Origin of the sequence: Kutzneria sp. NPDC051319, assembly GCF_040682195.1 — a bacterium.
Lineage (GTDB): Bacteria > Actinomycetota > Actinomycetes > Mycobacteriales > Pseudonocardiaceae > Kutzneria.
Genome location: NZ_JBFBAM010000012.1, coordinates 70,951 through 94,976 on the forward strand (window position 1 = coordinate 70,951; position 24,026 = coordinate 94,976).

Sequence of the window (24,026 nt, forward strand, 5' to 3'; positions counted from 1 at the left end):
GCGGGTCAGCTCCGGTCGAACACCTTGCCGTCGACCACCTCGAGCCGCCGCGTGGTGTGCACCGCCGTCAGCATCCGCCGGTCGTGCGTGACCAGCAGCAACGTGCCCGGGTAGTTGGCCAGGGCCGACTCCAGCTGCTCGATGGCCACCAGGTCCAGGTGGTTGGTCGGCTCGTCCAACACCAGCAGGTTCACGCCACGGGCCTGCAACAGCGCCAGGGCGGCCCGGGTGCGCTCGCCGGGGGAGAGTGTGACGGCCGGCCGCAGCACGTGGTTGGCCCCGAGTCCGAACTTGGCCAGCAGGGTCCGGACCTCGGCCGGCGCCAGCTCCGGCACGGCCGCCTCGAACGCCGACAGCAGCGCGGCGTCGCCGAAGAACAGCTGCCGCGCCTGGTCGACCTCGCCGACGACCACGCCGTGACCCAGCGCCGCGTCGCCCTCGTCCAGCTCAAGCCGCCCGAGCAGGGCCGCGAGCAACGTGGACTTGCCGGCGCCGTTCGCGCCCGTGATCGCGACCTTGTCGGCCCAGTCGATCTGGAGGTCCACCGGACCCAGCGTGAAGCCGCCGCGCCGGACCACCGCGCCGCGCAGCGTCGCCACCACCGAGCCCGAGCGGGGCGCGGCGGCGATCTCCATCCGCAGCTCCCACTCCTTGCGCGGCTCCTCGACGACGTCCAGCCGTTCGAGCATCCGGTCCGTCTGCTTGGCCTTGGACGCCTGCTTCTCGCTGGAGGCGACCCGGGCCGCGCGGATGTTCTTGTCGTTGTCCGGGGACTTCTTCATGGCGTTGCGGACGCCCTTGTCGGCCCAGCCCCGCTGCATCCGGGCCCGCGCCTCCAGCGACGACTTCGTGTCGGCGTAGTCCTCGTACTCGTCACGAGCGTGCTGACGGGCCCGCGCCCGCTCCTCCAGGTACGACTCGTAGCCGCCGCCGTAGGTGTTGACCTGCTGCTGGGCCAGGTCCAGCTCGACCACCCTGGTCACCGTGCGGGCCAGGAACTCGCGGTCGTGGCTGACCAGCACCGTACCGGCCCGCAGCTCCGCGACGAACCGCTCCAGCCGGTGCAGACCGTCCAGGTCGAGGTCGTTGGTGGGCTCGTCGAGCAGGAAGATGTCGTACCGGCTCAGCAGCAGCGACGCCATGCTGGTGCGGGCCGCCTGGCCGCCCGACAGCGAGGTCATCGCCTGGTCGAGGCCGATGCTCAGGCCGAGGTCGGCGATCACCTCGTCGACGCGCTCGTCCAGGTCGGCGCCGCCGAGCGCCAGCCAGCGGTCCAGGCTCGTCGCGTACGCGTCGTCCGAGCCGGGCCTGCCCTCGGTCAGCGCCTCCGTGGCGTTGTCCAGGTCCAGCTGGGCCTGCGTGACGCCGGTGCGGCGGCCCAGGAACTCCCGGACCGTCTCACCCGGGCGGCGCTCCGGCTCCTGCGGCAGGTGCCCGACCGTCGCGGACGGCGGGTCCAGGCGGATCGACCCCTGCTCGGGCGGGATCAGCCCGGCCAGCGTGCGCAGCAGGGTCGACTTGCCCGCGCCGTTCACGCCGACCAGCCCGATCACGTCGCCCGGGGCGACGACCAGGTCCAGTCCGGAGAACAGCACACGGTCCCCATGCCCGGCGGCCAGGTCCTTGGCTACGAGTGTGGCGCTCATCAGAGCGGAGATTCTACTGGAGGCCTCGCGCGGCTTTCCTTGCGTCCTCAGCGGTTGGAGGAGGGGAACCGGCCGTCCCGGCGGCCGATCGCGATCAACTCCGTGTACTGGTCCTGCCAGGACCGCTCGGTGGCCAGCAGGTCGGACAGCCGCTGCACCCAGAGCTCGTCGACCGGGGGCTCGGCGGTGGCCAGGTGCCGCTCGGTCTCCTCGCGGGCCTTGAGCCACTCCTCCAGGGTCGGACCGAGCACGGGACCGCCTGCTTGTTCGGGCATGCGAAGACCGTACTGCGCTGATTCTCCGCTGTCCGCCCCCGCTGGGGTACAGTCAGCAGGTCAGGGTGTCAGTGGGCGGCAGTCCGTCGTCACGAGGCCCGGACCCAGCCCGGCTCGGTGGTTACCGGCCGGAGACGGGAGTACCGGCTTGTTGCCGGAATGCCTGCTCGAGGTTTGTCTTTCGCCTTCTTCTTCGAAGTCGCGGTGCCAGTCATGAGGCGCATCGCGCGGACGGACCGGTCACGCAGCATGGCCGGGGGAATCGGTCAGGAGCGCGCCGACGCGGCGGAGGTGGTGCGCGCGGACCAGCAGGCCCGGGCCAGCATCACGGTCGCCGGCAACGCCCTCGACGTCGGTGACTGCCGGGAGCTGCTCTGCATGCTGGGGTTGGACGAGCCACCCCGGGCCGTGCGCGTCCACGTCTGACCGGTTCGCCGGCTCGCGCTCCCGACCACGGCGTCGGGTGCTTGAGCGCGCGCCCACAACGAAGAAGAGGACTCGCATGTCTCAGGGAACTGTCAAGTGGTTCAGCGGCGCCAAGGGATTCGGGTTCATCAAGCCCGCCGAGGGCGGCCCGGACCTGTTCATGCACCACACGGAGATCGAGGGCTACGACTCCGGCGGCATCGCCGAGGACCAGGTCGTCGAGTTCGAGGTCGGTGAGGGACGCCAGGGGCCGCAGGCCGTCGGCGTCCGCATGCTCTGAGCATCGCGCGCTCGGCCCGTGCCCGTTCTGGGTCTCACGGGTCGAGCGTCAGCCAGGCGGCGATGGCCGCACGCAACTCCGCCTTGCTCGCGTCCGACGCGAACGAGGCGTCGACACCGGCCCGGGCCAGTGTGGCCAGCGCCTCGTCGTCGTAGCCGAAGACCTCGCGGATCCGCGCGTACTCGGTGACCAGGTCCGTGCCCACCGAGGCCGGCACGTCGGTGTTCACGGTGACCAGCAGCCCGGCGTCGACCAGCCGCGGCAGCGGATGCTCCGGCCAGGACGGCACCAGCCCCAGGCCCACGTTCGAGGACGGGCACACCTCCAGCGGCACCTGCTCGTCCCGGAGACGGGCCACGAGAGCGGGTGACTCCAGGCAGCGGATGCCGTGCCCGATGCGGGCGGCGTGGCCGAGTTCCAGGGCCTCCCGGATGCTGTCCGGCCCCGCGTCCTCGCCGGCGTGGTGCACCAGCTTGATGCCGGAATCCCTTGCGGCGTCGAGAAGTTCCGTGAACGGCGCCATCGAGTGCCGCTCCTCGCCGGCCATCCCGACCGCCACCACCCGGTCGTGACGACGGGCCAGATCCAGTGTCTTCGCGAAACGTTCGGCCCCGCGCCGCCGGGAATGGTCCAGTATCACGGAAAACTCCGGCGTGAGGCCGTCGAGCACGGCCGCCAGCGGCATCTCCGGATCGCCGAGCCGTTCCCCGTGCGCGGCGGCCGTGAATGTCACCTCGCCGTGGTGAACCCCTTGTGCCCGTTGGTCTTCGCAGAACTCGGCGGCGATCCGGGTGAAGTGCTCCGGCCTGGTCAGGCACTGGCGTACCAGCGAGTTGTGGTCCGCGAACGACCGGAAACCGTCGAACTCCGTGGCGTGCGAGGCGAAACCGAACTCGGCCAGCGTCGACGGCCGGATCGAGCTCTCCAGGTGGACGTGCAGGTGGGCCTTGGGCAGCGCGGTCAGGTCACGCATGCGAGTACTGGTCGGCATAGCGGCGGGCCAGCCAGGCGCAGACCATCAGCTGCATCTGGTGGAACAGCATCAGCGGCAGCACGGTCAGCCCGACCGAGGCCGCCGGGAACAGCACGCTGGCCATGGGCAGCCCGCTGGCCAGCGACTTCTTCGAGCCGCAGAACACGATGGCGATCTCGTCCGCCTTGCCGAACTTGAGCCGTCGGGCCAACACCGTCGTCGCGACGAGCACGACTGCGAGCAACACGGTGTTGCATGCGAGCAACAGGGCGAGCGAGACGACCGACAGCCGGCCCCAGATGCCGGCGGCCACGCCCTCGCTGAATGCGGCGTACACGACCAACAGGATGGATCCCCGGTCCACATAGCCCAACACCTTTTTGTGCCGGGTGAGGAAGCCGGCGATCCAGCGCCGCAGCACCTGGCCCGCGACGAACGGGGCCAGCAGTTGCAGCAGGATGTCGCGGATCGAGTCGAAGGACACGCCGCCGCTTCCGTTCACGATGAACACCGTGACCAGCAACGGCGTCAACACGATGCCGATCAGGTTGGAGAACGAGGCGCTGCAGATCGCCGCCGCCACGTTGCCGCGGGCGATCGACGTGAACGCGATCGACGACTGCACCGTGGACGGCAGGCAGCACAGGAACATCACGCCCGTGTACAGGTCCGGGGTCAGCAAGTGCGGCACCAGCAGCCGGCACAGCAGGCCCAGCACCGGGAACAACACGAAGGTGCAGGCCAACACCAGCGTGTGCAGGCGCCAGTGCTTCAGGCCGTCCAGCGCCTCCCGGGTCGACAGCCGCGCGCCGTAGAGGAAGAAAAGGAAGCCGATCGCGATCGTCGTCACGTGGCTGAGCCCGGTCGCCGCGGCCCCGCGCGCGGGCAGCACGGCGGCCAGGCCCACCGTGGCCAGCAGCGCGAGGATGTACGGATCTATCCGCAGCCTGGACATCAGGGGAGCATAAGCACGGGATTGACCTGGAGCGCGCTCCAGCGCCTAGCGTTGTGGCGACACTCACGACCGAATGGGAGACGACCGTGCGAGTCGGCGTCCACATCACCAAGTTCGACAATCCCGCGGGTTCGGCCGGCGTTGCCGCGGAGCTGGCCGCCGTCGCCCGCAACGCCGAGGCCGCCGGCGTCGGCTGGATCTCCGTCATGGACCACTACTTCCAGATGGAGCACAACGGCGGCGCCGCCGACGACATGCTGGAGGGCTACACCACGCTCGGCTTCCTCGCCGCGCAGACGTCCACCGTCGAGCTCAGCCTGCTCGTCACCGGCGTCACCTACCGCAACCCCGGCCTGCTGGCCAAGATCGTCACCACCCTCGACGTGCTGTCCAACGGCCGTGGCACGCTGGGCATCGGCGCCGCCTGGTACGACCGCGAGCACCACGGCCTCGGCGTGGCGTTCCCGCCGCTCAAGGAGCGGTTCGAGCGGCTGGAGGAGACCCTGCAGATCTGCCTGCAGATGTTCGACCAGAGCAACGACGGGCCGTACGAGGGCAAGCACTACCAGCTGGCCGAGACCATCAACCACCCGCCGGCCGTGCGCTCCCCGCGCCCGCGCATCCTCATCGGCGGTGGCGGCGAGAAGAAGACCCTGCGCCTGGTCGCCCAGTACGCCGACGCCTGCAACCTGTTCCCCACCTCCGTCGAGGAGGTCAGCCACAAGCTCGACGTCATCAAGGCCCACTGTGACACCGTCGGCCGCGACTACGCCGAGATCGAGGCCACCCTCACCACCCGCGCCGACGACCTGGACACCTTCGTGGCGCAGATGCAGGAGTATGCCAAGATCGGCATCAAGACCGTGATCGTCGCCCCGCCCACCGGCACGCCGGCCCGGTGGATCGAGGAGTTCGTCGCGCCCGCGGTGCGGCGCGTCGCCGACCTCTGATCCCGTTCACAGCGCGGAACCACCGGTCGCGTCCAGCACGCGGCCGGTGACCCAGCGGGCGTCGTCCGAGGCCAGGAAGGCCACCACATCGGCGATGTCCTCCGGCCGGCCCACCCGGCCCAGCGCCGAGAGGGACGCCGCGTGGGCCTGCGCCGCCGGATTTCCGCGCAACCAGCCCGCGTTCACGTCGGTGTCGACGATGCCCGGGGCCACCGAGTTGACGGTGATGCCCCGGGGGCCGAGTTCCTTGGCCAGGTTCAGGGTGAACGTGTCCAGGGCGCCCTTGGTCGAGCCGTAGGCCATGATCTCCGGCATGGCCACCCGGGCCAGGCCGCTGGAGACGTTGATGATCCGCCCGCCGTCGCGCAGTCGCCGAAGTCCTTGCTGCACGACGAAAAACGGCGCCCGGACGTTCACCGCGAAGATCTCGTCGAACCCGGATTCGGTCAGCGTGGCCAGATCCGGGCTGCGTCCGATGCCGGCGTTGTTCACGATGATGTCGACGGCGCCGTCGGACCGGCTCCGGTCGAACGCCGCCCACAGCCGGGCGGCGTCGCCGTGCCGGCCCAGCTCGGCCCCCAGCGCGAAGGCGTGGCCGCCACCGCGTTCGATGTGGTCCACCACCTCCCGCGCCGCCGATTCCTCCCGCGCGTAGCCGACGGCCACCGTTGCTCCGTCCCGGGCCAGTCGCAGCGCGATCGCCCGCCCGATACCCCGGCTGCCCCCGGTGACCAGCGCGACCTTGCCGTCCAACTGCCCGGTGTTCGCGGTCGTGGTCATGCTTCCCCCATTTGTTGATCGATCGTTCAAGAAGTACCGTAGCACCTTCTTGAACGATCGCTCTAGAATGGTCACGTGAGCGAGGCCAGGCGGGGACGACCGCGCGAGTTCGACCGCGACGCCGCAGTGGCGGCGGCGACCGCGCTGTTCTGGGAACGGGGCTACCAAGCCACCTCCATCGGCGACCTGACCGCGGCGATGGGCATTCGGCCCGGCAGCCTGTACGCGGCGTTCGGCGACAAGATGTCGTTGTTCCATGAGGTCGTCGAGGCGTACCAGCGCTCGCCCGCCGGGGCGTTCGCCGGCATCGCACTGGCCGAGGAGCCGACCGCCCGAGGCGCGATCGCCCGCATCCTGCGGGAGGCCTCCGCCGTCTACGCCGATCCGGGCCATCCGGCCGGCTGCCTAGTGATCAGCGCGGCCACCAACATCGCCGCGCAGGACGTCGAAATCGAGAAGTTCCTGCGTGAGCGTCGCGACGAGAACCTGCGCGCCCTGGCCGACCGGCTGGGCGAGGCCCGGCGCGCGGGCGAACTGCCGTCGACGGCCGATCCCCGTGCGCTGGCGGCCTATTTCGCCGCGGTGATCCAGGGAATGTCGCAGCGGGCCCGGGACGGGGCCACGACGGCGGAGCTGGCCGGCACCGCCGAACTCGCGCTGGCCGCGTGGCCGTCGTGACCCGGTCGACACTGTGCCCTCGCCAGGAGTCGAACCTGGAACCTCCGGATCCTGAATCCGGCGCCTCTGCCAGTTGGGCCACGAGGGCGTGCGGCCCCGGGGACTCGAACCCCGAACAATCGGGCCCTCGACCCGATGCCTCTGCCAGTTGGGCCAGAGCCGCATGCACAGCAACAAAAAAGCCGCCACGACGAGGTGGCGGCTCGCGACGATCGTCGAGAGCCGTCTACAGAAGCAGCTGGCGTGACATCGTGGACTCCCTCGTTCGGCCGGTGTGGACACCGTGCCGCAGCCCCGGTGTCGCCGTCAACGGTATTATCGGCGGTCCACAATGGAGTATCTGACATGGCTCGGTTGCTGCTGATCCGGCACGGCGAATCCGACCACACCCTGCGCGGCCCGGAAGGCCTCACACCGGCCGGCCGGGACCAGGCCGCAGCGGTGGCCGAGCGCCTGACGGCCGAGGAACTCGGGGCCGTTGCCGTCTATTCGTCCACGGAGGTGCGGGCGATCGAGACGGCGGCGGCGATCGCCTCGCGGCTGGGCGTCGAGGCAGTGCAGGACTGCGGTCTGTGCACCTGGCACACACCGTCCGAAGCCGTCGGCCTGACGTCCGCCGAATTCCAACAACGCCTGGGGATCGAGGGCGGCGGCGTGTTCCGGCCGTTCCAGGCCGGCAACGAGACGTGGGCGGAGCTTGTCGTCCGCGTCAGCCGCACGTTGCTCGAACTCCTGGCGCGGCACCGGCTCGAGACCGTGATCGCCGTCGGCCACACCGAAACCGTCGGCGCCTCCTTCGCCGTGTTCGGCAACCAGCCGCTGCTGCGCGACTTCGACGTGGTCGTCGCGCCGGCGTCGATCACCGAGTGGACCACCGACGGCGACCCGACGGCCTGGCCGCCGCCCCGCTGGGCGCTGCGCCGCCTCTCGGCGTAAATCGGCCGGTTGCTGTTGTCAACCCCGTGTTGCCTGGGTAGCGTCGGATGGCCTGGCACACAAGGGAGTGTGGACGATGATCGCAGCATCGCACCCGGACGTCGCGGCCGCCGCCGCGGCCGGCAGCATGGCGCTGGGCAACCAGCTCGCCCGCGCCGCCAGGACCTTCCCGGACCGGGTGGCGCTCCAGCTCGACGAGGTGCGGCGCACCTACACCGAGCTGGACGGCCGCGTCAACCGGCTGGCCCGGGCGTTGCGCGAACGAGGGGTGCACGCCGGCGACCGGGTGGCGGTGCTGGCCACCAACCACATCGAGACCGCCGAGGCCTTCTACGCCATCCTGCGGCTCGGCGCCATCGTCGTGCCGGTCAACTTCCGGCTGGCGCCGGGCGAGGTCGCCTACATCCTGCACGACTGCACGGCCGGCCTGCTGATCGTCGACGACCTGACCGCGCCGCTGGCCGAGGCCGCCCTGTCCGAAGTGGACTGCCCGACGCTGCGGATCGCCGCCTTCGACGCCGTCATGGCCGGCGAGCCCGACGACTCGCTGGACATCGTTGTGCCGGAACAGGATCCGGCGTTCATCATGTACACCTCCGGCACCACCGGCCGGCCCAAGGGCGCGGTGCTCACGCACCGGAACCTCTACATGGCCCTGATGCTGCAACGCATCGCCGCCGGCGGCAAATGTCCGGACGGCGAGGTCGTGCTGCTCGGCGTGCCGATGTTCCACATCGCCGGCATGGGCACCGCACTGGGCCGGCTGCTGGGCGGCGACCGGATCGTCATCTACTCCGGCGTCGGCTTCGACCCGTCGGACGTCGTGGACCTGCTGGAACGGGAACAGGTCACGCACACCTTCTTCGTGCCGAGCCAGTGGCAGGCGATCTGCGCGGTGCCCGGCGTCAAGCAGCGGAACCTGGTGCTCAGCAACATAACCTGGGGCGCCTCCCCGGCGACGCCGTCCACTTTGCAGGCCCTGGCCGACACCTTCCCCGACGCCGCCGCCTTCACCGCGTTCGGGCAGACCGAGACGTGCGCCACGGTGTGCCTGCTGCGGGCCGAGGACGCCGTGCGCAAGCGCGGATCGGTCGGCACCCCCATCCCCGGCATCGAGGTGCGCATCGTCGACGACGAGATGCGGGACGTGAAACCGGGCGAGGTCGGCGAGATCGTCTACCGCGGGCCGGTGATCACACCCGGCTACTGGGGCAAGCCCGAGGCCACCGCCGAGGCGTTCGCCGGCGGCTGGTTCCACTCCGGCGACCTGTGCCGGGCCGACGAGGACGGCTTCGTCTGGGTGGTCGACCGCAAGAAGGACATGATCATCTCCGGCGGCGAGAACATCTACTGCGCCGAGGTCGAGGCGGTCATCGACAGCCATCCCAAGGTCGCCGACGTGGCCGTGATCGGCGCCCGTCACGAGAAGTGGGTGCAGACCCCGCTCGCCGTCGTCACCGCCGTCGACCCGGCCGACCCGCCGACGCTGGAGGACGTCGTCGAGCACTGCCGGGAGCGGTTGGCCTCGTTCAAGAAGCCCACCGCGCTCGTCGTCGTCGACAGCCTGCCCCGCACCGCCACCGGCAAGGTGCAGAAGTTCCAGCTGCGCAAGCTCTACGCCGGCTAGCCGCCGACGAACGTCAGGAACGGCACCCGCATCTCGGCCGGTGTCAGCGATCCGTGCACGCCCGTGAAGCCCGACTCGAACTTTTCCTTGCTGGTGCGGACAACGCCGATTTCGCCCTGGGCCGCGGCGATGACGTCGCCGATCCTCGGCCGCACGTGATCGGACACCGGTCCGAACCAGCCCTCGTCGATCGCCTGTTCCTTGCCGACGACCCATGCCTTGTCGCGCAGGACGCCCTGCCATGCCTTGAGGACGTCTTCGGCGGCACCCGGCTCGGTGTAGACGTGGCGTGCCCGGGGCTCGCCGCCGATCAGGCGTACCCCTTGCTGTAGCGCCGATTCCGTGTCGAAGTCCACTGTGGATGTCATAAGCACCATGCCGTGATCCGCCGTGACGGCCAGGAGGGCGCCCTTGGGCAGTGCGGCGACGACCGCTTCAACCAGTTGGTCGACATGGTTGAGCTGCCACCGCCAGGCCTTCGATCCCGGGCCGTAAACGTGCCCCACGGTGTCCAGATCTCCGTGGTAGGCGTAGCAGAACCCTTTGTTGGCCAGGATCTTCGCCGTCAGGTCGCCCAGCGCGAACACCGGCTCGAACGTCCCGCCGCGCAGTGCGCTCCTCGTCAGCCCCGAGCCGCGTTGCAACATCGGCGCCGCGATCGTGGTTTCGGTCTCCGCCCGCTCGAACAGCGTCGGCAGCGGCTGGATCTCCTCCGGCACAAGCCTTTCCCGCGCGTCCACTCCGTCCACCCGCCACGGCAGCGCGTACAGCAGATCCGGCGCCGCAAAGCTGTAGCCCACGATCCCGTGCTGCCCCGAGGTCATCCCCGTGCCGAACGACGCCACGCTTGTCGCCGTGGTGCTCGGAAACCCCGCCGTCACCGGCTCTTTCCCCACCGCTTGCCCACTCAGGAACGGCGCATCCTGCGCGTGCGCGTTCAGCAGCTCCCAGCCGAGCCCGTCCACCACCAGCAGGCACGCCGCCACCGCCCGCTCCACGCCCAAGACGTTGTCGAAGCCCGGCACCCCCATCGCCGCGAGCAGCGACGGCGTCACCTCGCACAGCGAGCGTTCCCCGTACCGCGGCAGGATCATCTCGGCCACCCGCGCAGCCTAACCCGCTGGTTCCGCCGTGGCGCGTCCACCCAGGCCGAGCAGCGCGGCCGCCGCGATCAGCTGACTGCTCCCGGCGATCACGAAGGCGGTGGTAGAGCTGTTGTGGTACAAGGGAAGCCAGGCCGCCGGGGCCAGTGCGCTGCCGGCGAAGCGGAATCCCGACACCACCGACACCGCCCCCGCCCGATTGCCCGGCACGGCCGTCATCGTCAGGTTCTGCAACGACACCGTCAGCAGCGAGGAGGCCGCCCCGGCCACGGTCCAACACGCCGCCAGTGACCACATCGCGCCGGTCAGGCCGATGGCCGCCACCAGGCCGGTTCCCGCCACCGCGCCGATCACCCCCGCCCTACGGCCGCCGATGCGGTCACAGACCGTGCCCCATATCGGTCCCAGCGCCAGGCCGGCGAGGCCGAAGCCCACCAGCGCCACCCCCGCCATCTCCGGCGACGCCCCGAGGAAGTCGTGCGTGTACAGCGCCACCAGGAACGGCAGTCCGGCGCCGCCGAGGAACGACACCAGGGCGCTGATCGACAGCAGGCCCATCTTCACGCTCAGCAACGGCCGCCACGGCGGCGCCTGCGCCCCTGGCCTCGGTTCTCCCAGCGGCGGCACGAACGCCAGCGCCGTCGACACCGCCGCCACCACCGCGAACCCCAGCCGCCAGTCCACTCCCGCCGCCAGGCCGCCGATCAGCGGCGAGAACGACTGCCCGCCTGACATGCAGCTCGCGTACATCCCCACCGCACGGCCCAGGCGCTCTTTCGGCACCAGGTCCCCCAGGCTCGCCAGCAGCAGCGGCGACGTGAACGCGTTCGCCGCCCCCAGCACCGCCCTCCCCGCCAGGAACAGGCCCAGGTTCGGCGCCACCATGCACCCCAGCGACGCCACCACGAACACCAGATACGCCGTTCGGACCGTCCTGCGCAGGCCCCAGCGCTCACCCAGTGTCCCCGAGACCAGTTGCAGCAGCGCGAACGGAATGAAGTACACCGTCACCGAGCTCGCCACCTCCGTCACCGACGTGTGCAGCGACTCGCTCAGCTCCGGCAGTATCGGCGCGACCAGCCCACCGGCCAACGGCCCGATCGTCGCCCCCGCGTACACCGCCACGAGCCGAATCCTGCTCACGTCCGCCATGCCCCGATCTTGCCTCGTCGGGGAACCCACCCACCCCGGCCCGCCCGTTGGATCCCGCCGCCGGACATGTCGACGAACTTCTCGATCGCGTCGGCCGACGGCTCGGCCAGCCGCACTCGCGCAGACCGCGATGCCCGCGCGGACCGCCCTGCCCGCGCGGACCGCCACAATCGAGCAGGCCGCCGCGTCGGATCAGGCCGCCGCACACGCCCAGGCCGTCACATCGGACCAGACCACCAGATCGGACCAGGCCGTCGCATCGGACCAGACCGACGCAATCGAGCACATCACCGCACTTCAGCAGATCGGCGCACACGAGAAGTTCGCGCGAAAATGTGAAGTTCGTCGAGGTTGCGGAGTTCGGCGAAACCCGAAGTTCGGCGAAGTCGAGAACTTTGGCGAAGTTGAGGAGTCCGGCGGCAGATGAGGAGTCTGCGGTGGGCGAGGAGTCTGGCCGCTGATGAGAAGCGCGGCGAAGTCGAGGAGCGCGGCTGCCGTCGAGAAGCGCGGAGGCGGCGAGGAGTGGAGACGGTGAGGAGCGTGGCGGCCGGTCGGGCGGTGGGAGGCGGAGCGGGCGTCAGGAGTTCGTCGCGGCAACTGCCGGGGCGGCGGTGGTGCTGTGGCGCACGGTGAGATGCGGCGGCAAGAGGTGGACCTCGGGCTGAGGCGGGCCGGCGAGTTGGCGGATGGTCATCCGCACGGCGAGGGCGCCGACCTCGGGGGCGGGGATGGCGACGGAGGTGAGGGGGATGGCGCCGCTGTCGGCCATGTTGTCGGGGCAGACGGCGACGACGGAAATGTCGGCGGGCACGCGGAGACCACGGGCGGCGAGGCCGGTGAGGATGTCGGGGAGCACGGCCTCGTTGTGCACGACGAGGCCGGTGACGGGGCGCTGAGCAGCGAAGACCTGATCGAGGCAGGCCATGGCGGCGTCGTAGGAGTGACCGCAGGGATGGACGGTGGCGTGCAGGTGGCGCTCGGTGGCGGCGGAGTCGAAGCCACGGCGGAAGCGCCCGGCGAAGCTGGTGCCTCGGCGGTAGACCTCGGGCGACGGACCGATCAGGGCGATGTCCCGGTGGCCGAGGTCGGCGAGGTGGTGCACGCAGGTCGAGCCGGCGGCGGCGAAGTCGAGGTCGACGCAGCTGAGGCCGGCGTGCTGCTCGGGCAGCCCGATGAGCACGGCCGGCCGGTCCAGCGCGGACAGCAGGGGAACGCGGCCGTCGGCGGACTCGATGTCCATGACGATGAGGGCGTCGGCGATGGAGGAGGACGCCACCCGGCGCAGCTCGGCGGGACCGTCGTCCTTGGTCAGCAATAAGAGGTCCAGGTCGTGCTCGCGGGCGGCGGTGACGACCGAGGACACGAACTGCATGATCACCGAGAGGTTGAGGTCGGGGCGCAGCGGCACGGCCAGGGCGAGGACGTTGGTGCGGTTGCTGGCCAGCGCCCGGGCACCGGCGTTGGGGTGATAGCCCAGGTCACGGATGCACTGCTCGACCCGCCGCCGAGTCGTGGGGGAGATGCGTCTCTTGCCGCTGATCACGTACGACACCGTGCTCGGTGCGACGCCGGCCGCCCGCGCGACGTCCACGATGGTCACCACGGGGGTCCTCCACGGCTACAGGATGCGGTCTCGTCCGTCGACGGCCATTCTCCTCGTCCGCGCGCGAAATGTGTCACTGATCTGGTCGGGCGGCACGGTTTTGTTCCACTCGCCGTAGAGCTGCCAGGCGTTGTGGATGCCGACCAGCAGCTGCTCCAGCAGTGCCCGCGCCGGCATGCCCTCCTTGACCAGTGTCATCACGACGTCCCGCGGTAACTCGCCCCGGTCGAGGCGCTGCACGACCATCACCGGCAGCTCGTCGGCCAGATGGTCCACATGCTTGTGTCGGCACGTCGGCGGCGTGTCGGACAGATTGCCGCTGGCGGCCCGGGAGGCGATCATCAGGGCGGCGTGCAGCCAGTGCACGGCGGCGACGGCGGCCGAGGTGGCGTCGATCTTCGTGTACAGCTCGGGCGGCCCCATCGGGTCCTTCTCGAGGTACGCGTGCGCGGCGGCGACCTGCTGCGGCTGCGGGTCCGACCTGGTCAGCACCACCGCCTGGTTGGCCCGGTCGGTCAGGTCGCCGAGCGCGGCCCGGCGCAGGGCGTCGATCTCCGCCTCCACGTCGCAAACCGCCTGCTCGGTGACGTCGCGGTCGCCGATCCGGTGCAGGATCCGGCCCACCTGGTGGCCCGCCTCCAACACCTCGCTCTCGCACACCTGCACCTGGTCGCCGACCGGCAGGTGCGGATCCCGCAGCGCCCCGGCGACCAGGTCGATCGCCAACTGGTTGCGGGCCCGGCTCAACGCCTCGTCCGGCAGGTCGACGGCCTCCGTCAACGGGTGGGTGTAGGTGCGCCACAGGTGCTTGGACAGCTGGGTCAGCTCATAGCCGAGCTGCAGGCCGTACTCGGGACCGGGTAGGTCGTCACCGAAGGCCACGACCGTCTCCGCGACGTTGCCGATGCCGACGCTCCACACCGCCAGCAGGACGTTTCGGGTCCGGTCGTAGGCGTACTCGGTCACCGGCACAGGATCGCAGATGAAGTTGTGAACCGCTGCCACCTCGGTCCACCTGTTCGTGAGATCCGGACTGCCCACTCAGGCGGCCTGCGGCTGCACCTTCCGGCGGACGATCGGCTCAGCGCGAGCCATGACCGGCTCCGGCACGGCCTGCTCGACGGGGGCGGTCGGACGGTGCACACGCCGAAGCACGAGCACGGCGGCGCCGGGCAGGGCCGAGATCATCGTCAGCACGCCGTAGACGACGGCGGTGGTGACGCCCTGCGTCGCGCCGAGGCCGGCGGCGGCGAAGGCGAGCGCGGCGACACCCTCGCGCGGGCCCCAGCCGCCGACGTTGATCGGCAGGCCCATGGCGATCAGGGCCAGCACCAGCAGCGGCAGCAGCTGGCCGACGGAGGCGGTGGAACCGGCCGACCGCGCGGCGACGATGAACAGAGTGAGGTGCCCGGCCAGCGTAGCGGCGGACAACAGCACAATGGCCGGCCACGAATGCGGGCTCAACAGGCTGCGACGGATGTCGACCAGCGTCCGGGCCACGGCCTCGCGCCAGCGGGGCAGGCGGGAGGACGTCGCGAGCACGACGGCCGCCGCGATCACGGCCAGCACACCGATGACGATCGCGGCCGGTGCCGGCACGATGTCGCCGATGACCTGGGCGATCAGGGTGGGATCGGTGAGCAGCACACCGACGCCGACGGCGAGGATCGCCAGCTGTCCGCCGGTCCGCTCCAACACGACGGCCCGCACGCCACGGCCGACGTCGCCGGTGTCATGACCGTTCTGGACGGCACGGTGCACGTCACCGAGCACACCGCCGGGCAGCACGGCGTTGATGAACAGTGCGCGGTAGTAGTCGGCGACCGCGGCACGCAGCGACAGCTTCAGGCCCAGCCGGTCGGCGACGATGCACCAGCGCCAGGCGCTGAACAGCGTGGTGAGGAAGCCGATGCCGAGCGCCGCGACGATGCCCCACAGGTTGATCTCGCGGAGACCGTCCACAAAGGCCCCGGTGCCCAGCCGCCAGAACAGGACCCCGATGATGGCCACCCCGACGACGATCTTCAGCCAGGGCAGGACCGCGCGCATCATGCCGGCACCGCCAGCACGTCGACGTGTCCGACCGTCCCGCTCAGGCGGCCGACCCCGACCGCGTCGAGCCGCTGACGCAGGTAGCTCGCGGCCTCGGCGGTCAGCTCCGGACGCTGCTCGACGGCGGCGCCCACCCAGCCCCGCAGCCACTCGGCGGTCAGGTCGGAGTTCTCCGTGCCCAGCTGCCACGGGGTCTGCGCGACCTGCACGTCGGCGCCACGCCGCCGGAACGATTCGACGATCGCGGCCGGGGCGTCCGGACCGAGCAGCCGGCGACCGTCCTGGACGCGGCGCTGGTGGTCGTTGAACGCGGCGGAGATCTCGGTGTCGAGCGGGTCGGCGGGGGAAAGGTCGACCTCGCCGAGCACGGACAGCGTGAACAGCGCGGGCACACCGGCGTCGACGCAGGCGGCGGCGAGCCGGTCGACCTCCTCGGTGGTGAGGATGTCGAGCAGGGCGGATGCGGTCACCAGCGAGGTGCCGGCGAGGTCGGCGGCGGTGACGCCGTCGAGATCACCCAGCCGGGTCTCGACCGTGACAGGAGCTGTGGAGGTCACATCCATATACACGTGCCTGAGCAGATCTGGTTCACGGTCCTGCATGATCCAGTGCTGCGGATTCGGCAGCAGCGGGCTCAGCCAGCGGCCCAGCGAGCCGGTTCCGCAGCCCAGATCGCGGATGACGAGCCGGTCCCGGCCGGCGAAATGCCGGACCAGCCGGTCGACGAGCGCGCCGGACCGGGCCGCCGCGTCGACGGGCTCACGCAGGGTCAGCCACTCGGGAGTGAACTCCGCGTCACCTGCGTCAACACTCTGGCCAGGCTGTTCGAGGTTTCCGCCCATCCGGTCAGCATGCCACGGCGGTCACGGGCCGCCGCTCGGAGCCGTCGGCGCAGGCCGGACTCCGTCAGCCAACTACGCAGCGCAGTCGCCAGCTCGGCCGGCGGGACCAGCAGGCCGGGCACGCTGCCGTCCGGCGCCAGGCCGACGGTCGACGGCAGTGGGTCGACATTTGTCGCGAGAACGGGGATGCCGCGGGCCAGCGCCTCGGTGACGACCATCCCGTACGTCTCCGCGCGGGAAGCGAGCACGAACAGGTCGGCGGCGTCGTAGCTCTGCTCCAGCTCGTCGCCGTGCCGTGGGCCGACGAACTCGACCTTTTCGCACGCATTGCTCGACTCCACCCGACTTCTCAACTGCGTCACATGGTCCGGCGCGTGGTGCAACGCGCCGACGCAGACGAGATGCCAGTCGAGATCGTCGATCGTGAGCAATGCGTCCAGCAGCAGATCGTGACCTTTGCGCGGGGTCACCGACGCGACACAGAGCAGCCGCGACGCGCCGTCCGTGCCGCGGGCCAGCGGTGCGCGATCGACACCGGGATCGACGCTGTGAACTCGGTTCACAGGCAAATTGTGGTGTTGCGTCAGTTCACGGGCGGCCCACGAACTGGTGGCGACGACCGCGTGGGCGGCGTGCAGCACTTCTCGTTCTCGACGGTCGAGATCTTCGCGAACCTCGTCCGACAGGCCGGTCTCGGCCGCCAGTCGGAGGTGGACCAGCACGACGACGCGCAGCCGGCGGGCCGCCGGCACGACTATCTCCGGAACGCCGCACGCGACCAGACCGTCGACAAGCACGACTTCGCCGGAATCGAGATTGTCGAGCGCGGACGTCAACTCCGCCCGCGCTGGCGCGTCGGGTCGCGGCCAGTCGCCGCCGACGAGAATCTCGTCGACATTCCAGCCGAGCGACGACAGACCGCTGCTCACCCGGCGGTCGTAGACGTTGCCGCCGCTGGGGGCGGCAACGTCGGCGACCTGCGCGGGAAAAACCGTGTGAACCGAGTTCACAGGCAAAGTCACAGTGAACGCTCGTAACTGGCCCAGGCGTTGTGCGACTCGTGCAGTGCGACGGCGATGCCGGACAGCCCGCTGGCCGACGGGCCGAGCGCGCCGGCCTTGACCCGGTCGGCCAGCCGATCGGCGATGACCTTGGCCAGGTACTCGGTCGAGGTGTTGATGCCGGCGAAGGCCGGCTCCTCGTCGAGGTTGCGGTAGTTCAGCTCGCCGAGCAGCTCGCCCAGCTGCTGGCCGGCCAGGCCGATGTCGACCACGATGTTGTCGTCGTCCAGCTCGGCCCGCTTGAACGTCGCGTCGACCACGAACGTCGCCCCGTGCAGCCGCTGGGCCGGTCCGAACACCTCGCCCTTGAAGCTGTGGGCCACCATGATGTGGTCACGGACGGTGATGCTGAACAAGGTCATCCTCCTGAGGGGTAGACGATCCGGTGACACAGCGCCGGCAGCCGGCCGTCGGCCAGCTGCGGCATGACCGACGGCAGGTCGGCGAAGTCGCTGGAGCCGGTGATCAGGGCGTCGAAGACCGGGTCGGCCAGCAGGTCGAGGGACAGTGCGAGCCGGCTGGCGTAGGTGTGCCGGCCGCGCCGGGCCTGCGGAATGACCCCGACCTGGCTGCTGCGCACGACCAGCCGCCGGGAGTGGAAGAACTCCCCGAGCGGGACGCTGACCTGCTTGTCGCCGTACCAGGACAGCTCGACGACGGTGCCCTCCGGCGTGAGCAGCTCCAGCGCCCGGGTCAGGCCCGCCGAGGTGGCGCTGGCGTGCACGACCAGGTCGCAGCCCTCGGCCGCCTCCTCCGGTGACACGAACTCCACGCCCAGCGCCGAGGCCACCGCCGCCCGTGAGGCGTCGACGTCCACGAGCTGGACCCGCACGCCGGGGAACTTGGCCAGCACCGCGGCGACCGAGCTGCCGACCATGCCGGCGCCGATGACCGCGATCCGGTCGCCGAGCAGGGGAGCGGCGTCCCACACGGCGTTGACCGCCGTCTCGACCGTGCCGGCCATGATCGCGCGCTCGGACGGCACGGAATCCGGCACAACGGTCACCGCCGAGGCCGGCACGACGTACCGTGTCTGGTGCGGGTAGAGGCAGAACACCGTCCTCCCGACCAGGTCCGGCTCGCCCGCCTCGACGACGCCGACGTTGAGGTAGCCGTACTTGACCGGGGCGGGGAAGTCGCCGTCCTGGAACGGGGCGCGCATGAGGGCGTGCTGGCTGTCGGGCACGCCGCCCCGGAACACCAGGGTCTCGGTGCCGCGGCTCACGCCGGAGAACAGCGTTCTGACCAGCACCTCGTCGGGGCCGGGCGGGGTCAGCTGCACTGGACGGATCTCGCCCTCACCCGGGCGTAGCAGCCAGAACGCGTGTGCGGTCAGGTCCATTTGAACCCTTCTATCACAGCGGACGTGTTCTGACCGAGGTGAGAGGACGGTGGGAGGCGTGGTGACCACTCAGATTCGGCACGTATCGACGGCGACACCCGGTGTGGTCGCTGGGCTGGGTGCGCAGTTGGTGCTGCTGACGCTGTTGTGGGCGGCGCTGCGGATCGGCCCGAGCGCGCTGGCCGCCGGCACCACGTGCGCGGTCGTGACGTGCGCAACCCTCGGTTACGCTCTGCACCGGTCGCGGGCCAGGACGTTCGGCCAGGCCAACTGGGTCACCCTGTTCCGGGCCACGCTGGTCGGCGGCGTCACCGCGCTGGTGGCCGACGGCCTCATGCACGGGCCCGCGACGGCCGCCATCGTGGCGCTGTCCGTGGTCGCTCTGATCTTGGACGGTGTCGACGGCCACGTCGCCCGTCGTACCGGAACCGCTACCGCCGTCGGGGCGCGGTTCGACATGGAGGTCGACGCCTTCCTGATCCTGGTGCTCAGCGTGTTCGTCGCCGCGCTGCTGGGGCCGTGGGTGCTGATCATCGGCGGCATGCGGTACGCCTTCGTCGCCGCCAGCTGGGTCGCGCCGTGGTTGAAGGGCGCGCTGCCGCCGAGCTTCGCCCGCAAGACCGTCGCCGCCGCGCAGGGCGTCCTGCTCGTGGTCGCCGCCTCCGGCCTGCTGCCGGCCGCCGCATCCGTTGCGGCGGTGGGCATCGCGCTGGCCTCGCTGGTGTGGTCCTTCGGTCGGGACGTCATCTGGTTGTGGCGCAACCGGTAGGCCCTTACGTCACGGGTAATCGCCTTGCCGCGCCGGCACGCCTAGCGTCGTCGGTGACGGAAGAGGAGGCGAGCGCCATGACCCGCAGACACCGCCTGCTGCACGTGGTGATGAAGATGGACCAGGCCGGTTCGGCCGGCTACGTCGTCGCCACGCTGGTGACCACGCCGATCCTGATGCTGATCAGCCCGCTGCGCACCGTGATGTGGCTGGTCGGCCTGGTGCTCGGGGTGTCGGGACTTGCGTTGGGGCTGCTGGGTTTCCTGATGGCGTGGGGCCTGACCGTGTCGATGGCCCGCGGCGAGGAGATTCCCGAGCGCATCCTGCGGTCGGTGCGGATGGTGCCGAGCCGGCTACCGAAGGCGTAGCCGGACCATCTTGGGCAGGCCGGCGACGACCCGCTCGTACGAGTGCTCGATCATCTCTTCGATCTGGTCGTGCGGCACGTCGCCGTCCAGTCGCACGGTGTTCCAGTGCTTCTTGTTCAGGTGGTAGCCCGGTGTCACCGCCTCGAACTGCTGGCGCAGGTGCATGGCCAGGCCCGGGTCGCACTTCAGCGACACCGACGGGCCACCGGGCGCGAGGATGGCGAACACCTTGCCCTCGACCTTGTACACGTCCAGTCCCGGCCCGAACGGGTTCTCCTCGGTGGCCTGCGGGAATTGCAGCGCGTACGCGGCCACCTCCTCGGGCGTCACCGGGCGTCCCAGCGCACGTGCACGCCGTCGGGCTTGCGGAACACCAGGCCCGCCGGCGTGGCCGGGTCGGTCAGCGCCAGTCCGGGGAGCCGGTCCAGCACCGCTTCGACGGCGACGCGCGTCTCCAGCCGGGCGAGGTCGATGCCGAGGCAGAAGTGGGGTCCGCGGGCGAATGCCAGCTGGTGGCGGAGATTCGGCCGCCCCAGGTCGAATTCGTCGGGGTTGTCGAACACCGCCGGATCCCGGTTGGCCGCGGTCAGCGACACCGTGACGAGATCGCCGCGGGCGATCGACGCCCCGGCCAGCTCCACGTCCCGCGTCGCGTACCGGTCGACCACCGCCGCGGCCGGCTCCATCCGCAGCGATTCCTCGACAGCGTCGGGAATCCGCGCCGGATCGGCCCGGACGATGTCCAGTTGGGACGGATTGGTCAGCAGGTGCAGCACCAGGTTGGCGATCATGCCCTCGGTGGTCTCGATGCCGCCGAACATCAGCACCGCCGCGTTCGACACCACCTCGGGCAGGGCCAGCGCCCGCGCCGCGTCGGCCAGCAGCGAGGGCTTGGCCGTCGAACCCTCGATGTGCGCCCGCAGCTCGCCGAACGCCTGCGCGCCACCAGGATCCGGCTCGTGGCCGGCGGAGATCTCGGCCACTGTGGACACGATCGCGTCGTACCAGGCCAGCACCCGCTTCGCGTCGGTGGCGTCCAGGCCCAGCGCGTCGGCCACCACCGCCACCGCCAGCGGACCGGCCAACGCCCGCCGCAGCTCGGCGCGTCCCGTGGCGACGAATCCGTCCACCAGCCGGGCGCATTCCGCCCGGACGAAGTCGCCGAACCGATCCTCGATCTCCCGCGGCCGGAACTGCCGGGAGAACGGCGTCCGGTGCCGGGCGTGCTCGTCGGCGTCCAGGGACAGCATCGACGGGCCGACCACCTGCGCCGTCGAGAACCTCGGGTCGTCCACCGTGAACGTCGCCGCGTCCTTCATCACCTGCAGGGCCAGGTCGTGCCTCGTCACCAGCCAGCCGTTCAGCACCGGCAGCCAGGACACCGGCTCCGCCGCTCGCAGCCGGGCCAGCAGCGGGTGCGGGTCGGCCGTGAGCTGCTCGATCGTCGCCTCGGCGCCTACTGGGAACACGGCCTCGAAGCTACCAGCCGTAAGCTGCCGTCGTGGAAATCTGGATCAACCCCGCATGCTCCAAGTGCCGATCGGCGCTGTCGATCCTGGACGAGGCCGGCGCCTCCTACACCGTGCGCCGCTACCTCGACGACCCGCCCACCGAGGCCGAGCTGGTCGCTGTGCTCGACCGCCTCGGTCTGGAGCCGTGGGACATCGCCCGCACCGCCGAGGCCGTCGCCAAGGACCTCGGTCTCAAGACGTGGGAACGGACCGACGCCAGCCGCGCACAGTGGATCACGGCCCTGGCCCAGCACCCCATCCTCATCCAGCGCCCCATCATCACCGCCGACGACGGACCGGCCGTGGTCGGCCGGACCGAAGAGGCCGTCCGCTCGGTGCTGGACTAGGCGTCGTAGAGCCGTGCCTCCGCTTCGTCCGGCCGCTCGAACACACGGCTCCAGGCGTCGAGATCGGCCCGCGTGATCGGCGGATCCTCGTGATCGCGGGCCTGGATGCGCCGCCACAGCTCGTCCACCGGCACGTCCAGGTACACCAGCTCGACCGTGGCCCCGAGGGCTCGCGCCCCGCCGCGCAGGGTGTCCCGTTCGGCCCGGGACCACGTGCCCCATTCGATGACGACCGTGACGCCGACGCCCAGCAGCTCCTGGGCCAGCGACCACTGGAGGCCTTCGACCAGATCGCGCATGGCGCCGTCCCACAGGTTCACGCCCAGCGCGGACATCCACTCGTCGGGGCAGAGCCGGATGCCACGGCGTTGCGCGGCGAGGCGGCGTGAGTGGGTGGTCTTCCCGCTGCCGGGCAGCCCGCAGACGATGATCAGACAGGCGGTCACCGTGGAATTCTGCCCCGGGGCACAAGCTCGTCAGCTCTGGCGGATGACCCCGCGGCCCGGGATCAGGGGTAGGTCGAGGGCGGAGACCAGGCGGGGCGGGAGGTCGTCGAGGTAGGGGATGGCGTTGACGGCGCGCATGCCGGTGGCCAGGCAGCCGCCGCTGACGGGGTCGGCGTCGACCTCGTGGCGGAAGGCGGTTTCCTGGGTGATCTCGGGGCTGCCCTTGATGATGATGCGGTAGGCGTCGTTCTCGACGGAGGCGGCGCGGGGCCAGTCGGGGGCGGTCTGGTTGGTGATGCGGTTGACGTGCTCGATGACGATGCGGGGCTCGCCGCCGACCCAGCCGCGGATCTCGAAGCGCACGGCGGCGCAGCAACCGGCCTCGATGACGCCGTGCTGGTAAGGGATGTCGGCGGGGGCGGCCCACTTCTCGTAGACGGTGTCGATGCGGTCGAGCTTGACCCCGACGGCGTCGGCGATCATGGGAATGGTGTGGCCCCACGCGAAGACGAGGACCTGGGGAATCTCCAGCACGGCCTGGGCGGAGACGGGCAGGCCGAAGCCCATGACCTTGCTGTAGTCGCCGGCGTAGCTGTCGTAGTCGACGAGCTCCTGGATCCGCACGCTGTCGACCCGGCCGCAGACTCCCAACAGGGTCAAGGGAAACAGGTCGTTGGCGAAGCCGGGGTCGATGCCGGTGGTGAAGCACGCCTTGCCGGACTCGGCGCAGGCCTTCTCCAGCTCGGCCCGGAGTTCGGGCGGGCAGACGTCGGGATACACCAGGGGAGTCATGGCGGTGGACACGACGTGCTTGCCGGAACGCAGGGCCAGGGCCATGTTCTGGATGTTCTCCAGCGCGAACTCGGCCGTGGGACCGAAATAGGCGACGGCCGCGGCGTCGGTGTCCAAAGCGGACCGTACGTCGGTGGTGGCGACGACACCGACGGGGGCGCCGCCGATCAGCACCCCGGCGTCGACGCCGTTCTTGGCCGGGTCATGGACGATCACACCGGCCAGCTCGAACTCCGGATGGTCGAGCAGCTCCCGGATCACGAGCTTGCCGACCACGCCGGTGCCCCAGACGATCACCTTGTGTGCCATGGTGTTTCCCCTCAGCGGTAGTACTCGCCACCGTTGACGAACAGCGTCTGCCCGGTCAGCATCCGGGCCCGGTCGGACGCGAAGAAAACGGCCGCCTCGGCGACGTCGGTGTCCGAGGCGATCTCGTTCAGCGCGGCCTTGCCGGCCAGCTCGGCCTTGACCTCGTCCTCGGGCACGCCGCGGCTGGCCGCGATCCACTGGATGTACATCTCGACGTTCGGCCCCAGCATCCAGCCGGGCACCACCGAGTTGACCCGGATCTTGCGCGGCCCGAGCTCCTGGGCCAGCGAGAACATCGCGGCGTGCAGCGCGCCCTTGGACGCGGCGTAGGCGGCCTGCGGCAGCGTGGGGCTGAACGCGGCCTGGGTGCCGATGATCACGATCGAGCCGCCGCGCACGGACAGCGCGGGCAGCGCGGCCTGGGTCAGGCGCATGGTGCCGATGACGTTGACGTCCAACACCTTGCGCCACAGGTCGAGGTCGGCGCCTTCGAGCCCGCCGAACACGCGGTCCCGTGCGGCCACATGGATCACGGCGTCGACCGCGCCGAAGCGCTCCACGGCCACGGCGACCAGCGCTTCGCAGTCGTCGGCCGAGGTGATGTTGGTGGCGGCGTAGGCCGCCCGCGGACCGATCTCCTCGGCCACCGCCTTCAGATTGGCTTCCGTTCGCGCGCCGAGGACGACGTTCGCCCCGTCCCGGGCCGCCGCGAGCGCGGTCTGCCGGCCGAGGCCGGCTCCGACCCCGGACACGATCACTGTCTTGCCGTCGAGGACCACCCAATTAACGTAACAGCGTGTTAC

General features: G+C 70.6%; 29 protein-coding genes and 2 tRNA genes. 10 read left to right on the forward strand and 21 right to left on the reverse strand.

What is annotated here, in order from left to right:
* Positions 1 to 5 precede the first annotated feature (5 nt).
* Entirely contained in the window at positions 6 to 1,646 is a 1,641-nt protein-coding gene (locus AB0M73_RS14840; RefSeq protein ID WP_363891150.1) for an ABC-F family ATP-binding cassette domain-containing protein, read from the reverse strand.
* Positions 1,647 to 1,693: 47 nt separating this feature from the next.
* Complete coding sequence (locus AB0M73_RS14845) at positions 1,694 to 1,921, reverse strand: hypothetical protein (RefSeq protein WP_363891151.1); 228 nt, start codon at positions 1,919 to 1,921, stop codon at positions 1,694 to 1,696.
* 213 nt (positions 1,922 to 2,134) lie between these two features.
* Here AB0M73_RS14845 and AB0M73_RS14850 point away from each other — a divergent pair, with 213 nt between their 5' ends.
* Both AB0M73_RS14850 and AB0M73_RS14855 read left to right on the forward strand, forming a co-directional pair.
* Positions 2,135 to 2,347, forward strand: coding sequence for a hypothetical protein (locus AB0M73_RS14850; protein ID WP_363891152.1), 213 nt, complete (start codon positions 2,135 to 2,137; stop codon positions 2,345 to 2,347).
* Positions 2,348 to 2,423: 76 nt separating this feature from the next.
* On the forward strand, positions 2,424 to 2,627 hold the full coding sequence (locus AB0M73_RS14855; protein WP_363891153.1) for a cold-shock protein: 204 nt from the start codon (positions 2,424 to 2,426) through the stop codon (positions 2,625 to 2,627).
* A 34-nt stretch (positions 2,628 to 2,661) separates the two neighbouring features.
* Here AB0M73_RS14855 and AB0M73_RS14860 read toward each other — a convergent pair whose 3' ends face one another.
* Positions 2,662 to 3,600: an adenosine deaminase family protein gene (locus tag AB0M73_RS14860; RefSeq protein ID WP_363891154.1), complete on the reverse strand. Its 939-nt coding sequence runs from the start codon at positions 3,598 to 3,600 to the stop codon at positions 2,662 to 2,664.
* Positions 3,593 to 4,555, reverse strand: a complete 963-nt coding sequence (locus tag AB0M73_RS14865) for a bile acid:sodium symporter family protein (protein ID WP_363891155.1) — start codon at positions 4,553 to 4,555, stop codon at positions 3,593 to 3,595. The genes AB0M73_RS14860 and AB0M73_RS14865 overlap by 8 nt, the downstream gene beginning before the upstream one ends.
* Before the next feature lie 86 nt (positions 4,556 to 4,641).
* Here AB0M73_RS14865 and AB0M73_RS14870 point away from each other — a divergent pair, with 86 nt between their 5' ends.
* A complete protein-coding gene (locus AB0M73_RS14870) occupies positions 4,642 to 5,505 on the forward strand; it encodes an LLM class F420-dependent oxidoreductase (protein WP_363891156.1) in 864 nt (287 codons plus the stop codon).
* A 6-nt stretch (positions 5,506 to 5,511) separates the two neighbouring features.
* Here AB0M73_RS14870 and AB0M73_RS14875 read toward each other — a convergent pair whose 3' ends face one another.
* Positions 5,512 to 6,285, reverse strand: a complete 774-nt coding sequence (locus tag AB0M73_RS14875; RefSeq protein WP_363891157.1) for an SDR family oxidoreductase — start codon at positions 6,283 to 6,285, stop codon at positions 5,512 to 5,514.
* A 75-nt stretch (positions 6,286 to 6,360) separates the two neighbouring features.
* Here AB0M73_RS14875 and AB0M73_RS14880 point away from each other — a divergent pair, with 75 nt between their 5' ends.
* On the forward strand, positions 6,361 to 6,963 hold the full coding sequence (locus AB0M73_RS14880) for a TetR/AcrR family transcriptional regulator (protein WP_363891158.1): 603 nt from the start codon (positions 6,361 to 6,363) through the stop codon (positions 6,961 to 6,963).
* Positions 6,964 to 6,977: 14 nt separating this feature from the next.
* Here the strand turns inward: AB0M73_RS14880 and AB0M73_RS14885 are convergent.
* Positions 6,978 to 7,051, reverse strand: a tRNA-Leu gene (locus AB0M73_RS14885).
* A 1-nt stretch (position 7,052) separates the two neighbouring features.
* Positions 7,053 to 7,126 (reverse strand) — tRNA-Leu (locus AB0M73_RS14890).
* A gap of 182 nt (positions 7,127 to 7,308) precedes the next feature.
* Between AB0M73_RS14890 and AB0M73_RS14895 the strand changes: the two genes are divergently transcribed.
* Both AB0M73_RS14895 and AB0M73_RS14900 read left to right on the forward strand, forming a co-directional pair.
* Positions 7,309 to 7,899 carry a histidine phosphatase family protein gene (locus tag AB0M73_RS14895; protein WP_363891159.1) on the forward strand — a complete coding sequence of 197 codons (591 nt, stop codon included), beginning with the start codon at positions 7,309 to 7,311 and terminating at the stop codon, positions 7,897 to 7,899.
* Positions 7,900 to 7,975: 76 nt separating this feature from the next.
* Positions 7,976 to 9,526, forward strand: a complete 1,551-nt coding sequence (locus AB0M73_RS14900; protein WP_363891160.1) for a long-chain-fatty-acid--CoA ligase — start codon at positions 7,976 to 7,978, stop codon at positions 9,524 to 9,526.
* Here the strand turns inward: AB0M73_RS14900 and AB0M73_RS14905 are convergent.
* Entirely contained in the window at positions 9,523 to 10,620 is a 1,098-nt protein-coding gene (locus tag AB0M73_RS14905) for a nucleotide pyrophosphatase/phosphodiesterase family protein (protein ID WP_363891280.1), read from the reverse strand. The two genes, AB0M73_RS14900 and AB0M73_RS14905, sit on opposite strands and share 4 nt — an antisense overlap.
* 18 nt (positions 10,621 to 10,638) lie before the next feature.
* Complete coding sequence (locus AB0M73_RS14910; protein ID WP_363891161.1) at positions 10,639 to 11,781, reverse strand: MFS transporter; 1,143 nt, start codon at positions 11,779 to 11,781, stop codon at positions 10,639 to 10,641.
* Positions 11,782 to 11,911: 130 nt separating this feature from the next.
* Here AB0M73_RS14910 and AB0M73_RS14915 point away from each other — a divergent pair, with 130 nt between their 5' ends.
* A complete protein-coding gene (locus tag AB0M73_RS14915) occupies positions 11,912 to 12,208 on the forward strand; it encodes a hypothetical protein (RefSeq protein WP_363891162.1) in 297 nt (98 codons plus the stop codon).
* 150 nt (positions 12,209 to 12,358) lie between these two features.
* Here the strand turns inward: AB0M73_RS14915 and AB0M73_RS14920 are convergent, their stop codons facing one another.
* From AB0M73_RS14920 to AB0M73_RS14950, 7 genes are read right to left on the reverse strand one after another with little or no spacing between them, the layout of a single operon-like run.
* On the reverse strand, positions 12,359 to 13,384 hold the full coding sequence (locus tag AB0M73_RS14920; protein WP_363891163.1) for a LacI family DNA-binding transcriptional regulator: 1,026 nt from the start codon (positions 13,382 to 13,384) through the stop codon (positions 12,359 to 12,361).
* 15 nt (positions 13,385 to 13,399) lie between these two features.
* On the reverse strand, positions 13,400 to 14,389 hold the full coding sequence (locus AB0M73_RS14925) for a hypothetical protein (protein WP_363891164.1): 990 nt from the start codon (positions 14,387 to 14,389) through the stop codon (positions 13,400 to 13,402).
* A gap of 36 nt (positions 14,390 to 14,425) precedes the next feature.
* Positions 14,426 to 15,436: a lysylphosphatidylglycerol synthase transmembrane domain-containing protein gene (locus AB0M73_RS14930; RefSeq protein ID WP_363891165.1), complete on the reverse strand. Its 1,011-nt coding sequence runs from the start codon at positions 15,434 to 15,436 to the stop codon at positions 14,426 to 14,428.
* The gene (locus AB0M73_RS14935) at positions 15,433 to 16,278 is read right to left on the reverse strand and encodes an SAM-dependent methyltransferase (RefSeq protein ID WP_363891166.1); all 846 of its coding nucleotides are present in this window, start codon (positions 16,276 to 16,278) and stop codon (positions 15,433 to 15,435) included. The genes AB0M73_RS14930 and AB0M73_RS14935 overlap by 4 nt, the downstream gene beginning before the upstream one ends.
* Positions 16,206 to 17,288 carry a glycosyltransferase family 4 protein gene (locus AB0M73_RS14940; RefSeq protein WP_363891167.1) on the reverse strand — a complete coding sequence of 361 codons (1,083 nt, stop codon included), beginning with the start codon at positions 17,286 to 17,288 and terminating at the stop codon, positions 16,206 to 16,208. The genes AB0M73_RS14935 and AB0M73_RS14940 overlap by 73 nt, the downstream gene beginning before the upstream one ends.
* A gap of 8 nt (positions 17,289 to 17,296) precedes the next feature.
* Positions 17,297 to 17,695, reverse strand: a complete 399-nt coding sequence (locus AB0M73_RS14945) for a 6-carboxytetrahydropterin synthase (RefSeq protein ID WP_043729747.1) — start codon at positions 17,693 to 17,695, stop codon at positions 17,297 to 17,299.
* 2 nt (positions 17,696 to 17,697) lie between these two features.
* Entirely contained in the window at positions 17,698 to 18,681 is a 984-nt protein-coding gene (locus AB0M73_RS14950; protein WP_363891168.1) for a zinc-binding alcohol dehydrogenase, read from the reverse strand.
* Between the two features lie 61 nt (positions 18,682 to 18,742).
* Here AB0M73_RS14950 and AB0M73_RS14955 point away from each other — a divergent pair, with 61 nt between their 5' ends.
* Both AB0M73_RS14955 and AB0M73_RS14960 read left to right on the forward strand, forming a co-directional pair.
* Positions 18,743 to 19,450 (forward strand): CDP-alcohol phosphatidyltransferase family protein, encoded by a 708-nt coding sequence (locus tag AB0M73_RS14955; RefSeq protein ID WP_363891169.1) that lies wholly within the window; start codon positions 18,743 to 18,745, stop codon positions 19,448 to 19,450.
* Positions 19,451 to 19,527: 77 nt separating this feature from the next.
* A complete protein-coding gene (locus AB0M73_RS14960) occupies positions 19,528 to 19,818 on the forward strand; it encodes a hypothetical protein (protein WP_363891170.1) in 291 nt (96 codons plus the stop codon).
* On the opposite strand, the gene AB0M73_RS14965 is transcribed toward AB0M73_RS14960, so the two are convergent.
* On the reverse strand, positions 19,804 to 20,148 hold the full coding sequence (locus AB0M73_RS14965) for an MmcQ/YjbR family DNA-binding protein (protein WP_363891171.1): 345 nt from the start codon (positions 20,146 to 20,148) through the stop codon (positions 19,804 to 19,806). The two genes, AB0M73_RS14960 and AB0M73_RS14965, sit on opposite strands and share 15 nt — an antisense overlap.
* Positions 20,145 to 21,287, reverse strand: coding sequence for a cytochrome P450 (locus tag AB0M73_RS14970; RefSeq protein WP_363891172.1), 1,143 nt, complete (start codon positions 21,285 to 21,287; stop codon positions 20,145 to 20,147). The genes AB0M73_RS14965 and AB0M73_RS14970 overlap by 4 nt, the downstream gene beginning before the upstream one ends.
* Positions 21,288 to 21,319: 32 nt before the next feature.
* Here AB0M73_RS14970 and AB0M73_RS14975 point away from each other — a divergent pair, with 32 nt between their 5' ends.
* Positions 21,320 to 21,676: an arsenate reductase family protein gene (locus AB0M73_RS14975; RefSeq protein ID WP_363891173.1), complete on the forward strand. Its 357-nt coding sequence runs from the start codon at positions 21,320 to 21,322 to the stop codon at positions 21,674 to 21,676.
* On the opposite strand, the gene AB0M73_RS14980 is transcribed toward AB0M73_RS14975, so the two are convergent.
* From AB0M73_RS14980 to AB0M73_RS14990, 3 genes are read right to left on the reverse strand one after another with little or no spacing between them, the layout of a single operon-like run.
* The gene (locus AB0M73_RS14980; RefSeq protein ID WP_363891174.1) at positions 21,673 to 22,122 is read right to left on the reverse strand and encodes an ATP-binding protein; all 450 of its coding nucleotides are present in this window, start codon (positions 22,120 to 22,122) and stop codon (positions 21,673 to 21,675) included. The genes AB0M73_RS14975 and AB0M73_RS14980 overlap by 4 nt on opposite strands.
* A gap of 30 nt (positions 22,123 to 22,152) precedes the next feature.
* The gene (locus AB0M73_RS14985; RefSeq protein WP_363891175.1) at positions 22,153 to 23,223 is read right to left on the reverse strand and encodes a diacylglycerol kinase; all 1,071 of its coding nucleotides are present in this window, start codon (positions 23,221 to 23,223) and stop codon (positions 22,153 to 22,155) included.
* 11 nt (positions 23,224 to 23,234) lie between these two features.
* Positions 23,235 to 24,002: an SDR family oxidoreductase gene (locus AB0M73_RS14990; protein WP_363891176.1), complete on the reverse strand. Its 768-nt coding sequence runs from the start codon at positions 24,000 to 24,002 to the stop codon at positions 23,235 to 23,237.
* Between the last annotated feature and the right edge of the window lie 24 nt (positions 24,003 to 24,026).